The organism is Breoghania sp. (assembly GCF_963674635.1).
Taxonomy (GTDB): Bacteria; Pseudomonadota; Alphaproteobacteria; order Rhizobiales; family Stappiaceae; genus Breoghania.
Genome location: NZ_OY771475.1, coordinates 981937 through 995483 on the forward strand (window position 1 = coordinate 981937; position 13547 = coordinate 995483).

At 61.3% G+C, this 13547-nt stretch carries 15 protein-coding genes; 6 read left to right on the top strand and 9 right to left on the bottom strand.

The annotated features are described in order from the left end of the window. Positions 1-24 precede the first annotated feature (24 nt). Positions 25-318 (bottom strand): hypothetical protein, encoded by a 294-nt coding sequence (locus ABGM93_RS04365; protein ID WP_321503845.1) that lies wholly within the window; start codon positions 316-318, stop codon positions 25-27. A 540-nt stretch (positions 319-858) separates the two neighbouring features. On the opposite strand from ABGM93_RS04365, the gene ABGM93_RS04370 reads away from it, so the two are divergent. Continuing rightward, complete coding sequence (locus ABGM93_RS04370; protein ID WP_321503847.1) at positions 859-1668, top strand: SapC family protein; 810 nt, start codon at positions 859-861, stop codon at positions 1666-1668. 101 nt (positions 1669-1769) lie between these two features. Here ABGM93_RS04370 and ABGM93_RS04375 read toward each other — a convergent pair whose 3' ends face one another. Further along, complete coding sequence (locus ABGM93_RS04375; RefSeq protein ID WP_321503849.1) at positions 1770-2303, bottom strand: invasion associated locus B family protein; 534 nt, start codon at positions 2301-2303, stop codon at positions 1770-1772. Positions 2304-2880: 577 nt separating this feature from the next. Between ABGM93_RS04375 and ABGM93_RS04380 the strand changes: the two genes are divergently transcribed. The 4 genes from ABGM93_RS04380 to ABGM93_RS04395 all read left to right on the top strand — a co-directional run bounded on the left by ABGM93_RS04380 (position 2881) and on the right by ABGM93_RS04395 (position 5493). Next, entirely contained in the window at positions 2881-3429 is a 549-nt protein-coding gene (locus tag ABGM93_RS04380; RefSeq protein WP_321503851.1) for a single-stranded DNA-binding protein, read from the top strand. Positions 3430-3857: 428 nt separating this feature from the next. Continuing rightward, on the top strand, positions 3858-4322 hold the full coding sequence (rplM, locus tag ABGM93_RS04385) for a 50S ribosomal protein L13 (protein WP_319773691.1): 465 nt from the start codon (positions 3858-3860) through the stop codon (positions 4320-4322). Positions 4323-4324: 2 nt separating this feature from the next. Further along, a complete protein-coding gene (gene rpsI, locus ABGM93_RS04390) occupies positions 4325-4804 on the top strand; it encodes a 30S ribosomal protein S9 (protein WP_319773692.1) in 480 nt (159 codons plus the stop codon). A gap of 113 nt (positions 4805-4917) precedes the next feature. Continuing rightward, positions 4918-5493, top strand: a complete 576-nt coding sequence (locus ABGM93_RS04395) for a peroxiredoxin (RefSeq protein ID WP_321503853.1) — start codon at positions 4918-4920, stop codon at positions 5491-5493. A gap of 100 nt (positions 5494-5593) precedes the next feature. Here ABGM93_RS04395 and ABGM93_RS04400 read toward each other — a convergent pair whose 3' ends face one another. Continuing rightward, positions 5594-6241, bottom strand: a complete 648-nt coding sequence (locus ABGM93_RS04400; RefSeq protein ID WP_321503855.1) for a DUF922 domain-containing protein — start codon at positions 6239-6241, stop codon at positions 5594-5596. A gap of 167 nt (positions 6242-6408) precedes the next feature. Here ABGM93_RS04400 and speB point away from each other — a divergent pair, with 167 nt between their 5' ends. Beyond that, positions 6409-7371, top strand: coding sequence for an agmatinase (gene speB, locus ABGM93_RS04405; RefSeq protein WP_321503857.1), 963 nt, complete (start codon positions 6409-6411; stop codon positions 7369-7371). On the opposite strand, the gene aat is transcribed toward speB, so the two are convergent. The 6 genes from aat to ABGM93_RS04435 all read right to left on the bottom strand — a co-directional run bounded on the left by aat (position 7368) and on the right by ABGM93_RS04435 (position 13277). Next, positions 7368-8048 (bottom strand): leucyl/phenylalanyl-tRNA--protein transferase, encoded by a 681-nt coding sequence (aat, locus tag ABGM93_RS04410; protein WP_321503858.1) that lies wholly within the window; start codon positions 8046-8048, stop codon positions 7368-7370. The genes speB and aat overlap by 4 nt on opposite strands. A gap of 172 nt (positions 8049-8220) precedes the next feature. Further along, positions 8221-9573 carry an acetyl-CoA carboxylase biotin carboxylase subunit gene (accC, locus tag ABGM93_RS04415; RefSeq protein ID WP_321503859.1) on the bottom strand — a complete coding sequence of 451 codons (1353 nt, stop codon included), beginning with the start codon at positions 9571-9573 and terminating at the stop codon, positions 8221-8223. Between the two features lie 8 nt (positions 9574-9581). Next, positions 9582-10043 carry an acetyl-CoA carboxylase biotin carboxyl carrier protein gene (gene accB, locus ABGM93_RS04420; protein WP_321503861.1) on the bottom strand — a complete coding sequence of 154 codons (462 nt, stop codon included), beginning with the start codon at positions 10041-10043 and terminating at the stop codon, positions 9582-9584. A 28-nt stretch (positions 10044-10071) separates the two neighbouring features. Continuing rightward, on the bottom strand, positions 10072-10512 hold the full coding sequence (gene aroQ, locus ABGM93_RS04425; protein WP_319773699.1) for a type II 3-dehydroquinate dehydratase: 441 nt from the start codon (positions 10510-10512) through the stop codon (positions 10072-10074). A gap of 430 nt (positions 10513-10942) precedes the next feature. Beyond that, positions 10943-11728, bottom strand: coding sequence for a DsbA family protein (locus ABGM93_RS04430; protein WP_321503863.1), 786 nt, complete (start codon positions 11726-11728; stop codon positions 10943-10945). A gap of 208 nt (positions 11729-11936) precedes the next feature. Further along, on the bottom strand, positions 11937-13277 hold the full coding sequence (locus tag ABGM93_RS04435) for a M48 family metalloprotease (protein WP_321503866.1): 1341 nt from the start codon (positions 13275-13277) through the stop codon (positions 11937-11939). Positions 13278-13547: the final 270 nt, after the last annotated feature.

Here is a 13547-nt window from a genome sequence, read left to right on the forward strand (position 1 = left end):
AAGAATTCGTTTGGAAGGCAGACTTTAGGTGGAGATCGCTTCATAGGCGAGGGCGTCGCCCTGGGGACCAATCGGGATGAGAAGCAGCTGAATGTTGCCCAATGCCGGGTGGTGAATGGTGTAAAGCTGCTGGGAAAGCGGGCGCTCCGGTGCTGCCCGGAAGACGAGCGCGAACGCGCCGCGCGACCGGATCGACGGCCCCAGTGCCTGAGCTTCGTGCAGCACCAGATCCATGTCGCCGACATCGCAGCTGAGCCGGAATGTCTCGCCGATCAGCGGTTCAAAAACCCTCAGTTCCAGTGCGGCGAGGTCGGTCATGGTGTGGATTGCGTCCCGCGTTCGCCAGGTCGTCGCGCTCTTACCTGACCATAGGTCAACGGGAGCGTTGCGCCAAGGCATGGCATCGCCAGATGGGGCGCGCGGATCGCCGAGGGATTGCGGACGGGCGGCTGCCGATTGGCATGGGCAACGGGGCTGTGTGCAATCTTTCTTGCGGAAGCGGCTCATGACCGCGTTTGCAGAGGGTCAACCAGAAAGACGGCGGGCCATCGCAGGGGATCGCGCGACAAGCGGTCGGCGCGCACTCCAAAGACGGCAAGCCTGTCCCGGCTGTGTCGTTCGCCCGCCAAGGGCCTGCCGGAAATCGGGTTTTGGGCTGCGCCGGCATCCTTGCCGCGCCTTTTGCGCGACATGCGGATCTCATGAAAACCCTGTAAAAGCGCCTTATGCAGTGTTTCTGGTGGCTTTTGCCCTTTGAAAGCCGGGATTGGTCAGCAATGACCCCGCAAGTGGCGTAAAATGCGATTCGATGGCAAAGATACTGTCACACATGGAATTTCCGGCTCAGGATCAGATTTGATGACGGACAAGACAAGCACGGCCGATGCGGCGGCTCAGACCTCCCAGGCGGGAAATGGCGCTGTTGCGAACGGCTCCGGCGAAGGTGAGGCGCCCAAGGGCATTCTGCCGCTGTTCTATTCAGCGCCGGAGGCCTTGAGCCCGGAGCGGCATGAGGGGCTCGGGCTTGATCCGGGTGACGATGTCGGCTTTGCCGCGCACACGCAGGCCGTGCCGATCACGCTGGCGGAATTTCCGGCCGCTTGTCGGACCTATCCGATCGTGTTTGTCGGCAGCGAAACGCCGCAGCCCGTGGCGATCGTCGGCCTTCATCAAAACGAGAACATGTTTGTCGATGCGGAGGGGCGCTGGGACAAAAACGCTTATGTTCCCGGGTATGTACGCCGCTATCCTTACATTCTGGTTCGGGAGAATACCGGCGACAATTTCGCCCTTTGCGTGGACCGTGCGAGCCCGCGTCTGCGCGAGGGCGGCGAGATGCCGCTCTTTGTCGACGGCAAGCCTTCGGAGTGGACGGAAAAGGCTCTGGAATTCTGCGCCGCCTTCCAGCGGCAGGCCAGCGCGACGGAGGCTTTCGTCCAGCGGCTGCAGGAAAACGAACTTCTGGTGCCCAACCAGGCGCAGTTCACGCTCAAGAGCGGCGACACGGTGCGCATCGCCGACTATCTCGTGATCGATGAGCGCAAGCTCCAGACGCTGTCGGACGAGGCCTATCTGGGGCTGCGTCGCGATGGCGTGATCGCGGGGATCTATTGCCATCTGATCTCCAGCCAGTGCTGGGGCGAGCTCGCGCGCAAGGCGGATAGCTGATTTCGCCTGCTCTGCAGGAAATGCACGTGACATGAAAAATGGCCCCGCGGCGCTGATGCTGCGGGGCCTTTTTGAATTTCTACCGGGTGTCTCCGCGCCCCTCAGCCACCGAAGCTGGAAACGCGCTGATAGGCTTCGGCAAAGCCCTTGAGCGAGACCGGGATTTCCAGCTTCTCGCGGCTGCCGCTTTCGAACTCGACCTTCAACTGGCTGCCCTTGCGCAGCGCTTCCAACATCTTGTCATCAAGGGTTTCGGTGGCGTAGGCGCCATTGGCATCGCTGGTCTGCACGGTCACCGGGCTCTTTTTCCCTTCGTCTATGGCAACGGACACGCCGCCTGGGAAAAAGACACCATGGGGAAGTCCGACGATCAGACGCGGATGATCCTCTGTTTCCTGCTTCTGCACGGCGATGGTCAGGAGGCGCTGGCCGGTGTTCTTCATGGCGAGGGTCTGAACCATCTGGCATTGGCTGCCCTTGCCGGACGCCGCATCGGCACAGGTTACGGACCACAGGCGCGCGGGGGATGTTGCTGCGGCCTTCTCCTGAGAAAGGGCAGGGGCGGCCACCATCGACAGGCTCAGCGCGAGCGTTGCCGAGGCCAGGACGCGATGCCCCTTGGAAAACAGATACATTCAATAGACTCCCGAAATTCTCACAGACACCTCTTAGGACGAAGCGCGCGCCAACCTAGTCCAGGCAAAGGCATGATGGCCAGAACGAAGCGTTCCAAAGTGGAGGGAATTTTCTCCGGACAAGCGCATCCGGCGATCTGAACGGGGAATTGATGAGATTGCCAAAATCATATAGGAACAAAACAAAAACATTTGGATTGTGCCAATGCGACTGTGGAAAAAACGGGGCAGGGTGGCTTGAGGATCGTTTCCGAGCTTGGGCGCGGGCGCACAGAAGCGTTTAAACTGGAGAGAATGCGCGATATCCGCTGGCTGCGATGTGGCAGCGCGTTCGCAAGGCTGTTGTCGCAAGGGGACTGGCCTGACAGCCGGTCGGCAATGTTTGATAAGCCGGGATGGCGGGTATCGGCGGGTTGTATTGCCCGACCCTATCGCGTACTGCCGGGCGCAACACAGATTCAGGGCGAGACAGGTTTGTCGCTCCACCCCGGTTACGGGGGATGCTCCGGCCCGGAGCACGGTCTCGGCTGAGGCCTGGAAGTGGCGGGCAATCAGGCGAATTGAAACGGAGTCAATCATGGCTGGAAGCGTCAACAAGGTCATTCTGGTCGGCAATCTGGGAGCCGATCCGGAAATTCGTCGGACTCAGGACGGCCGGCCCATTGCAAATCTCAGCGTTGCCACTTCCGAAAGCTGGCGCGACCGCAACAGCGGCGAACGTCGGGAGCGCACCGAGTGGCACCGCGTCGTGATCTTCAATGAAGGCCTGTGCAAGGTGGCCGAGCAGTACCTGCGCAAGGGCGCCAAGGTCTATATCGAAGGCCAGCTCCAGACCCGCAAGTGGCAGGATCAGAATGGTCAGGACCGCTATTCGACCGAAGTTGTTCTGCAGGGCTTCAACTCCACGCTGACCATGCTCGATGGTCGCGGCGAAGGCGGTGGTCAGGGTGGCGGCGGCTCCTTCGGCGGTGGCCAGGGCGGCGGTCAGGGTGGCGGCTCCTATGGGGGCGGCCAGGGTGGCGGTTCCTATGGCGGAGGCCAGCAGGGCGGTGGATATGGTGGTGGCAGCCAGCAGGGCGGCGGTCGCCCGATTGCCGACGACATGGACGACGAAATTCCGTTCTGAGCCAGCGGACTGGGCCAGTGAATTGGGCCTGTGCCCCGGTTTCAGTCCGGGTGAGATGAATTGAGGACGGGCCGGGCTTTCGATCAGGAAAGCCTGGCCCGTTTCGTCTGTGCCACCATCTTGAGGGACGCGCGGGCCCGCTGCGCGTCCTGCCAAATCCTGCGGGCATTCGCGTGCCGATAGAGGCGGAGAGGCATCGCGAGGCGAAAAGATGTGGTAACTTATTACCTTTTTTGCAAGTTATTGATTTATATTATGTTTTTTGGAACAATCCGCTTGACGTGACGCCCGCGGCTCTGTATTACCTCCACCGATCCTGCGGTGGCTCGCATATGTTCTTTGGGCATTCGCGCTGCCGCACATTTACAATCGTCCGGATTTCGGAGGGCAACCACCGGCACCGGACATCCTCATCTCGGATGCGAGTCATGAAGACCTATTCTGCCAAACCGGCGGACATCGAGAAGAAGTGGGTTCTGATCGACGCCGAAGGGCTTGTCGTCGGCCGCCTCGCCTCGTTGATCGCCATGCGCCTGCGCGGCAAGCACAAGGCGACCTTCACGCCCCATATCGATTGCGGTGACAACATCGTCGTGATCAACGCCGACAAAGTCGTGCTGACGGGCAAGAAATACACCGACAAGAAGTACTACTGGCACACCGGTTACCCGGGTGGCATCAAGGAGCGCACCGCGCGTGGCATCCTTGAAGGCCGTTTCCCGGAGCGTGTGCTGGAAAAGGCCGTGCAGCGCATGATGCCGGGCGGCCCGCTGACCCGTACTCAGCTCAAGAACCTCCGGATCTATTCCGGCTCCGAACACCCGCATGAAGCACAGCAGCCGGAACAGATCGACGTTGCTTCCTTCAATGCCAAGAATGCGAAGAGGGGCTGAGCATGGCTGAAGTGCAATCCCTTGAGGAACTGGGCGAAGCCATCGGCACCACTGCTGAGACGGATGCTCCGGTCCATGAGAAAAAGGTAGACGCGCAGGGCCGTTCCTACGCGACCGGCAAGCGTAAGGATGCGGTTGCCCGCGTCTGGGTGAAGCCGGGCACCGGCAAGATCACGATCAACAAGAAGGACTTCTCGGCCTATTTCGGTCGTCCGGTTCTTCAGATGATCGTCCGTCAGCCGATCGTCCTCACCGACCGCGATGGCCAGTTCGACATCGTCGCCACCGTTTCCGGTGGTGGTCTGTCCGGTCAGGCCGGCGCGATCCGCCACGGCATCTCCAAGGCTCTGACCTACTACGAGCCGGAGCTGCGCGGCATCTTGAAGAAGAACGGCTTCCTCACCCGCGACAGCCGCGTGGTCGAGCGTAAGAAGTACGGCAAGGCCAAGGCCCGTCGTTCGTTCCAGTTCTCCAAGCGCTAAGCTTGCTCGGGTCTTCACCTCGAAGACACCGATTGCCAGAAAACGGAAAAACGCTGCACATTGGTGCAGCGTTTTTTTTGACCATTTGCTTGAGTTGCCCGGGGAGGACCGTCATGTCGAGGGATGGGGGAGCCGTCGATCTCACCGAGACACCCAAAGGTCTGCCGGTGCCCGTGGATGACGGCGCTGCCGATCACCTGGTGGGCAGACCTCTGCCCTCGCAAGCCCTCCCATCGACGGAGGGAGGCAGGGTCGATCTTTCAAAGGAGAGCGGACGCGTTGTCGTCTATTGCTATCCGATGACGGGAAGGCCCGATGTGGCGCTGCCGGAGGGCTGGGACAGCATTCCCGGCGCACGCGGATGCACACCGCAAAGCTGCTCGTGGCGGGACCACCACGCGGAACTTGGCGCGCTGGGCGCGCAGGTCTTCGGCCTCAGCGCCCAGACGACCGATTACCAGCGCGAGATGGTCGAGCGGCTGCATTTGCCTTTTGCGGTGCTATCGGATGCCGGGCTGGATTTCGCCCGCGCGCTTGATCTGCCGACATTCCAAACCGCGGGAATGACGCTTCTGAAGCGTCTCACCTTTATCGCCTGCGACGGGGTGATCGAGGCGGTGCTCTATCCGATTTTTCCAAGTGATGCGGATGTCGCTTGGGTGTTGGCGACACTCGGTGACAAAGGCTGAGATCTGTCCCCGATACGTGCTCAGGTCTCGGTCACCCTGGGCCGAACGTGTCTTTGGGAGGTTCTTTCCGCTTCGTCTGTTCTGACGCTGTGCCGCGGCTCTACCTGGTCTGGTGGGAGGGGCCTCGGAACGTGGCGAGAAGGCCCGGCTTCTCAAGCTCGGCTGCGACGAACAGCGGCAAGCGTGTGACAGCGTCGCCATCCTTCTTGTCGAGCCTGTCATTGCGCCGCTGGGCGCGGTCAAACTCCTCGCGCGCAATCCGCGCCAGAGCCCGGTCCACGCCCTTGCAAGTTCTTGCTTCGATGCGCCGGGCGCGGCGCTCATATGCGGCCGCATATTCCAGGAAATACTGCCGGTGAACCAATTCGTGGGTCTTTACGTTCTCAACAAAATGGGTCCACAGCTGTTTCGTTGCGCGGTCGAAACGGTTTTCTTGGGTGGCCCGAGGCAGTGTGATTGTGAAGGTCACCTGTGTTTTCATGGCCCCGACACGACAGCCGTTCCGGGTGAGGAACGGCTGATAGGTGAAACGCGAATCCATGACGAGCAGCCCCATCACGACCTCGTCGCCCGCATCGGGAATGGGGAAGCGTTTCATGGAGGCAACAAGGGCGGCGGGGGAGATGCCGGAGACCGGATGGGTCGTGTATTGCGTGCGCGAAACAATCTCCGCACGGGCAGGGCTGCCAATGCCGCAAACACCGAGCACAAGGATCAGTCCAAGGTGCAGGCTCGACATGGCGCGCATGTGCTCTCCTTCAAAATGCGCGAGCGGACGGAAACGAATACGGTTCGGATGCGATATCCCCACAGGCACTCTTTTGATCGCGTTCATGGAACCTGCCGGCAAGTATGCCATTCTCTCCTTACCCAATTCCGTGCATTCTCCAATCCGATGAACTGGCGGAGGAATCAATGTCTGAATTTCGTCCCTATCCCACCGATGACGCGGTCTTCGGGCAAAGCCTGACAGGCGGTTCCATGGAGCCGGCCTTTTCCGGCGTGACCTCCTTCATGCGGCGCCGGTTGACGCGCGATCTGACCGGCGTCGATGCGGTGGTGTGGGGCATTCCCTTCGATGCCTCTGTATCCAATCGTCCGGGCGCCCGGTTCGGGCCCCAGGCCGTGCGGCGGGCCTCGGCCATTCTTTGCGGGGACCCGCAATACCCGTTCCATGCGGATCCGTTCGAGAACATGGTGGTCGTCGACTACGGCGATTGCTCGCTCGACTATGGCCATAACGAGCGCGCGCCCGCGTTCATCGAGGGGCAGGCGGCCGAGATCCTGAAGTCCGGCGCACATCTCTTCTCCATTGGCGGCGACCACTTCGTCACCTATCCGCTCTTGAAGGCGCATGCGGCGATCCATGGGCCGCTTGCACTTGTGATGTTCGATGCGCATCAGGATACCTGGGACGACAAGGGCGACCGGATCGACCACGGCACCTTTGTGGGCCGCGCGGTACGCGAGGGTCTGATCGATGCGGAACACTCCATCCAGATCGGCATCCGCACCCATGCCCCGGAGACCTGCGGCATCTCCATCATCCATGGCGAGGATGTGCATCGCCTGGGCGTCGACGGTGTGATCGGCAAGATCAAGGAACGCGTAAGCGGGCGTCCGGCCTACATGACCTTCGATATCGATTGTCTGGATCCGGCCTTCGCACCGGGAACAGGGACGCCTGTTTCCGGTGGGCTGTCCTCGCGCGAGGCGCTGATGATCCTGCGCGGACTTTCGGGCATCGGGTTCGTGGGCGGCGATGTGGTGGAAGTGGCGCCTGCCTATGACCACGCAGATATCACGGCCATCGCGGGCTCGTCTGTGGCGCAGTACTATCTTGGCCTTCTGGACGAACGCCGCAAGGCGGGCGGCTAGTCGCCGTCGGCGGCGCCGACAAGGGCCAGAGCCTCGGCTCCGCTCATCGTTGCCGGACACGCATGGAAGTCCGCGTCCTCAAGGATGATCGCGTCTTCCAGAAGGTCATAATAGTCGTGCTTTGAAATCTCTTTGGCGCCGAACGTCATCAGGTGGTCGGTGACGAACTGCGTATCGAGGAGGGAGAAGCGGCCTGCACGCAAACGGGCGACCAGGTGGACAAGCGCTACCTTGGAGGCGTCCCGTTCAAAGGAGAACATGCTCTCGCCGAAGAACGCGCCGCCCAGCTCAATGCCGTAAAGCCCGCCGACGAGCCGGCCGTCGAGGCGGCATTCGACCGTGTGGCAATGCCCCATACCATAGAGTTCTGAGCAAAGACGACGGATGGTTGCGTTGATCCATGTCTTGCGGCGTCCCGGCGCCGGGGCGGCACACCCGTCCATCACGCCTTCCAGATCCGTATCGACGGTGACCTGGAAGCGATCAGAGCGAACGGTGCGTTTGAGCCTGCGCGCCACATGGAACGTATCGAGCGGGATAATGCCGCGCCAGGTCGGCTCAATCCACATCAGGTCCGGATTATCCGCCGTCTCCGCCATGGGAAATATCCCGCAGGCATAGGCTTTCAAAAGCACCTGAGGTGTCAGAAACTGGGAGCTATCGGTACGATGCGACATGGGATGGACAATCGTGTGGGACGACAAAACTGCGCGTGAAAACAAATGCGCGGCCATAAAGGATGACCAGAAATATAGGGCTCGGACCTGAAGGGCCAATCCGCATAAATGCGGGTGGGATCCCCCGCGGAAAGCGATGCGTAATCGCGCACCGCGGGGGCAGATCTCTCGCCTAGTCGTCGTCGGTCTTGGCGGCCAGGTACTTCTCAAGCCAATGGATGTCATACATGCCGTTGGCGATGTCCTGGTTGTCGACGAGATCGCGGAAGAGCGGGATCGTCGTCTGGATGCCGTCGATGACGAATTCGTCGAGACAGCGACGAAGGCGCATCATGGCCTCCACCCGGTTGCGACCATGCACGATCAGCTTGCCGATCAGGCTGTCGTAATGGGGCGGGATGGTATACCCGGCATAAACACCGGATTCCACGCGCACGCCGAGGCCGCCGGGCGGGTGGTAATAGGTGATCTTGCCGGGCGAGGGCGCGAAGGTGCGCGGGTGCTCGGCATTGATACGAACCTCGATGGCATGGCCTTCGAGCTTGATATCATCCTGGGTGATGCCCAGCACGCCACCGGAGGCAATGCGGATCTGCTCGTTGACCAGATCGATGCCGGTGATCATCTCGGTGACCGGATGCTCCACCTGCAGGCGGGTGTTCATTTCGATGAAATAGAACTCGCCGTTTTCATAGAGAAATTCGATCGTACCGACGCCGGAATAGCCAAGCTCGGCCATCGCCTTGGCGACGATGCCGCCGATTCGGTTGCGCTGCTCGTCATTGAGGGCGGGAGAGGGAGCCTCTTCCAGAACCTTCTGGTGACGGCGCTGAAGCGAGCAGTCGCGCTCGCCCAGATGAACCGCATTGCCCTTGCCGTCGCCCAGCACCTGGATCTCGATGTGGCGCGGCTTTTCGAGGTACTTTTCCATGTAGACGGCGTCGTCGCCGAAGGCATTGCGCGCCTCGGTGCGCGCCGTCTGGAAGGCTTCCTCCAGCTCCGATTCCGAACGTGCCACCTTCATGCCGCGCCCGCCGCCACCGGCAGCAGCCTTGATCAGCACGGGATAGCCGATCTCCGCCCCGACGCGCTTTGCGGTGACCACATCGGTCACGCCGCCATCGGAACCGGGGACGACCGGGATGCCCAGACGCTTGACCGTCTGCTTGGCCTCGATCTTGTCGCCCATGATGCGGATATGGTCGGAAGACGGGCCGATGAAGCCGATCTTGTGGGCTTCCAGGATTTCGGCGAAACGGGCGTTCTCCGACAGGAAGCCGTAACCGGGATGTACGGCGTCGGCGCCCGTGATCTCACATGCCGCCAGAAGATTGGGGATGTTGAGATAACTGTCTCGTGCAGCCGGGGGACCGATACATACGCTCTCGTCGGCGAGGCGCACATGCATGGCATTCGCATCGGCTGTGGAGTGGACGGCGACGGTAGAGATGCCCAGTTCCTTGGCCGCGCGCATGATGCGCAGGGCAATTTCGCCACGGTTGGCGATGAGGATCTTGGTGAACATGATACCGCCTATTCGATGATGAGGAGCGGCTCGCCAAATTCGACCGGCTGGCCATCTTCGACCAGAATTTCCTTCACGGTGCCCGCCTTGGGGGCCGCGATCTGGTTCATGGTCTTCATGGCTTCGACGATCATCACCGTCTGTCCGGCGCGAACAGTCTGGCCAACGTCGACAAAGGGACGGGCGCCGGGCTCGGGCGAATGGTAGGCGGTTCCGACCATCGGGGAGGGAACGACGCCGGGGCGGTTCGCGGGATCCACCGCCGAGGCGGTCTCCGCGGCGGATGCCGGTGCGGCTGCGGTGAGGGCCGGAGCCTGCATCGAGACAGGTGCCTGAACGGACATCTGCCGCGCCACACGGATGCGAAGACTGTCCTGCTCCACCTCGATCTCGGTGAGATTGGTCTCGTCGAGCAGTGTTGCGAGCTGGCGGATCAGATCGTGGTCGATAGAGTTTTTCTTGGTCGACATGTTGCTTTTCATTTCACGCCGGAGCCGGTCAGGCCCGGATCACTTCGGAGAGGGCTTCAATCGCAAGGCGATAGCCCGTGGCGCCAAATCCGCAGATCACGCCATAAGCTACAGGCGATACATAGGAATGATGGCGAAATGCGTCCCGAGCATGAATATTGCTCAGATGAACTTCGACTGTCGGAATGTCAGCGGTGGTGATGGCATCGCGGATTGCGACGGAGGTGTGGGTGTAGGCAGCAGGATTGATGATCAAACCTTGCGCCACATCGCCCGCTTCCTGAATCCAGTCGACCAGCATGCCTTCGAAATTGGTCTGCCGGAACTCGATGTCGAAACCGATGTCCTCGGCCGTTTCCCGGCACATCCTCTCGATATCGCCGAGCGTCGTATGTCCGTAGACATCGGGCTCGCGAGTGCCGAGCCTGTTGAGGTTCGGCCCGTTCAGGATAAACAAGGCTGACGCCATTCGCTCCCCATAGCACCGCCTCAAACGCGGACCTGCCGCGCCAAGGCCGATTATGTGCTTTTGCCTGACTTCATGCATCGTGAGGCGGAGGAAGGGCCCGCCCTATATCGCAGTCCCGCCTCTTATATTTGTTCATGGGGTGCAGGAAAACCCCCTTGCACGCTTTGTAGGCGGCTACAGTCCGGGCAGGCGGGAAAAAACGCATCGACGACCCTCAAGGAGCGGTCTTTCGACCTGGAAAGAGCGAATTCGAGCGGATTGCGACGGGAAAAACCGGGCCTGGAACCGATATGTCACAGAAAAGCGGGCCTGGTGTGATTCCTTGGAAGGCTCGGTCGACGTTCGTCCGCCTGACCCGCCGAAAACGCAAAACGGGCGACGTTTTCACGCCGCCCGCTGAGAGCTTTCCGGTCCGGTCAGCGCTGCAAATTCAGCAGCTGGTGGAGCCGCATTCGCGCACGGCCTTGATCTTGGCGCGCAGCTCGTCAAAGCCCACTGCGCCGAACACCACTTCGTCGCCCACCACATAGGCCGGGGTGCCGGTCAGGCCCAGTGTCTTTGCAAGCCCATAGGCTTCCTCGATCGTGGCGCCAACTTCCGGGTCCTTCAGGGCAGCGGCCAGGATATCATCCTCGATGCCGATCTCCTTGGCTGCCTCGATGGCCTTGGAGCCGTTCGCCCGGCCCTTGGATGTCATCAGCTTGTCGTGGAACGCAGCGTAGCTCTCGGGCGCAACAAGGTTGACGGCCGCCGCCACATGCGCGGCCTCCACGGAAGGCTGGCCCAGCACGGGGAATTCCTTCAAGACCACACGCAGGTTCGGGTCTTCCGCGATCAGCCGGTTCATGTCCCCGTGAGCACGTTTGCAGTAGCCACAGTTGTAGTCCATGAACTCCACAAGCGTGACGTCGCCTTCCGGATTGCCGAGCACGGCCTGACGGGTGGAGTTGAACAGGATCGATTCGTTGTCGGAGATTTGCGCGATACGCTGCTTCTTCTCCGCTTCGGCCTGACGGCGCTCAAGCTCGTAAAAGGCGTCCCGGATGACTTCCGGGTTGTCGAGCAGATAGGTGCGAATGAACGCGCCGCTGACGGGGGCTTGCGCGGTGGCGACCGTGGGAGTGGCGCTGCGCATCGCCTGAATGGCGACGAGAGAAGGCGCGGCAGCGAAGACGATGCCTGCAACGAATGCCACGATACGGCCGGGGGTGATCATGTGTGCTTCTTTCCTGCTGGATCGTTTTTCGATCAGGAGCGTGGTCGGCGTGACGCCCAGGGCGTCCGGGCCATTTATAGTCTCGTTGGAGACTTGAAGGCTATCTCCGCCGAGGTCAATTGCCCGTGCGCTCACATTTTACGTGTGGCATCACGCTTTCGTGCCCTGCCGAGGGCAATGCGCGATGTCGCTGCAAGCTTATGCCCGTTTAGCGGTTTCCCAGATTGGGCGGCTTGTAGGAGATGATGTCATCGGCCTGCAGCCATTCCGGTGAGCCGCGCTTCAATCTTTTTTGAGCGCGCGCCGCGAATTTCCGGGCGGTCTGGAAATCGCCTGCGAGCATCATGCTCTTGGCGGTGGCGACATCGGCAAGAGCAGGGTTGCCGCGCCGCGCCTCGGCGATGGCGAGTTGCGAATAGGCCAGGGGGGAGTTCGGCTCCTGCCGCAAACCGGCGCGCAACAATGAGACCGCCTTGTTCAGATTGGCATTGTTGCCGGTTGCCACCAGCGCGTAGCCGAGCCAGATCTTCATCAACCCTTCATGCGGCGCGTGGGCGACCGCCTTTTCAAAGGCGGATACCGACGCCCCCGGATTGCCGGATTCAATCAGGGCCTGCCCCTTCAGCTCCCAGAAATAGGGGTTATTCGGCTGGGCCTTAATCAATCCGTCAATGGCGCGCTGAGCGTCGCGCGGATTGCCCCGCTGCATGGTGACGATGGCGCGGGCATAGCGGGCAGGAAGGCTGGTGCCATTGCCGTAGGTGCGGGCAACCGCGCCCTGACTGCCAGCGAAGGCAAGCAGCTTCGCGCGGGCGAGATCGTGGCGCGCCTGCAGCTCCGGCGGATCCTTCTTGTCGAAATATTTGCTCTTCTTCGCGAGGTTCTCCAGCATCGACACACGCTCGCGGGCCATCGGGTGGCTCTGGACATAGGGGTCTGCGTGGCGGGCTGCGAAAAGCTGTTGATCGGCAAGGCGTTTGAACGTGTCCAACATGCCCTTGGGCGATTGATGCGTGGCGTTCAGATACTTGATGGCGGATCGGTCGGCGGTCGCTTCTTCGGTGCGCTGATAGGCGAGAAGGGACCGCTGGGCCATGCCCATGCCCAGACCAAGCGCGGCTCCGCCGCCCTGGCCGAGGCCTCCGGCCCCCGAAGATGCGCCAGCAACGATCGCGCCTGCACCCAGGATCGTGCCGATGACGGCCATGATCTGCGCATTGGCGGCCGCCTGGCGGAGACGCACAAGGTGATTGCCCGCGATATGGCCGACTTCATGCGCGATGACGCCGATCACTTCATTCGGCGTCTTGGCATCGGTAATCACGCCCACATTCATGAACATGCGACGGCTGTCGACAACGAAGGCGTTGTAGCTCAGATCATTGACGAGGATGATTTCCAATTGCGTATTGCCGAGCCCCGCCGCGCGCAGGATGGGGGCCGCATAATCGCGCAACAGGTTCTCCACCTCCGCATCGCGCACGAGCGGAAGGCGTCGACGTTGCTGCGCTTCGGCCGCGATGGGCGCGATCGCCTGAAACGCAATCATCCCGGCAAAGCCGGCCGAGGCGACCCGTTTCAGAGGATGTGGGGGATTTGATCGGCCTGCACGATCTTCAATCTTTGCGTGGGGAATCCGGCGCTCTGCGGGAGAAGAGAGCGGTTGGGTTGCGGCTCCGCGCTGGAACAACCGGCTAATCTGCGCTAGGGGACGGATATTCACGCGCTGCATCCTCCGTGGTGGGCTTGCGGTGAGGGTAGGTGAGCCGCATGACCCGGGTCAACCGCCCGAAAACAACTCGTGAATACGGCAAATCAA

Coding starts and splice junctions, on each gene's coding strand:
- ABGM93_RS04375 (WP_321503849.1), bottom strand. CDS start 2,303: ATGTATCTGTTTTCCAAGGGGCATCGCGTCCTGGCCTCGGCAACGCTC.
- ABGM93_RS04370 (WP_321503847.1), top strand. CDS start 859: ATGACGGACAAGACAAGCACGGCCGATGCGGCGGCTCAGACCTCCCAG.
- ABGM93_RS04435 (WP_321503866.1), bottom strand. CDS start 13,277: ATGATTGCGTTTCAGGCGATCGCGCCCATCGCGGCCGAAGCGCAGCAA.
- accC (WP_321503859.1), bottom strand. CDS start 9,573: ATGTTCACCAAGATCCTCATCGCCAACCGTGGCGAAATTGCCCTGCGC.
- accB (WP_321503861.1), bottom strand. CDS start 10,043: ATGTCGACCAAGAAAAACTCTATCGACCACGATCTGATCCGCCAGCTC.
- aroQ (WP_319773699.1), bottom strand. CDS start 10,512: ATGGCGTCAGCCTTGTTTATCCTGAACGGGCCGAACCTCAACAGGCTC.
- ABGM93_RS04395 (WP_321503853.1), top strand. CDS start 4,918: ATGTCGAGGGATGGGGGAGCCGTCGATCTCACCGAGACACCCAAAGGT.
- ABGM93_RS04380 (WP_321503851.1), top strand. CDS start 2,881: ATGGCTGGAAGCGTCAACAAGGTCATTCTGGTCGGCAATCTGGGAGCC.
- rplM (WP_319773691.1), top strand. CDS start 3,858: ATGAAGACCTATTCTGCCAAACCGGCGGACATCGAGAAGAAGTGGGTT.
- ABGM93_RS04430 (WP_321503863.1), bottom strand. CDS start 11,728: ATGATCACCCCCGGCCGTATCGTGGCATTCGTTGCAGGCATCGTCTTC.
- ABGM93_RS04365 (WP_321503845.1), bottom strand. CDS start 318: ATGACCGACCTCGCCGCACTGGAACTGAGGGTTTTTGAACCGCTGATC.
- speB (WP_321503857.1), top strand. CDS start 6,409: ATGTCTGAATTTCGTCCCTATCCCACCGATGACGCGGTCTTCGGGCAA.
- rpsI (WP_319773692.1), top strand. CDS start 4,325: ATGGCTGAAGTGCAATCCCTTGAGGAACTGGGCGAAGCCATCGGCACC.
- aat (WP_321503858.1), bottom strand. CDS start 8,048: ATGTCGCATCGTACCGATAGCTCCCAGTTTCTGACACCTCAGGTGCTT.
- ABGM93_RS04400 (WP_321503855.1), bottom strand. CDS start 6,241: ATGCGCGCCATGTCGAGCCTGCACCTTGGACTGATCCTTGTGCTCGGT.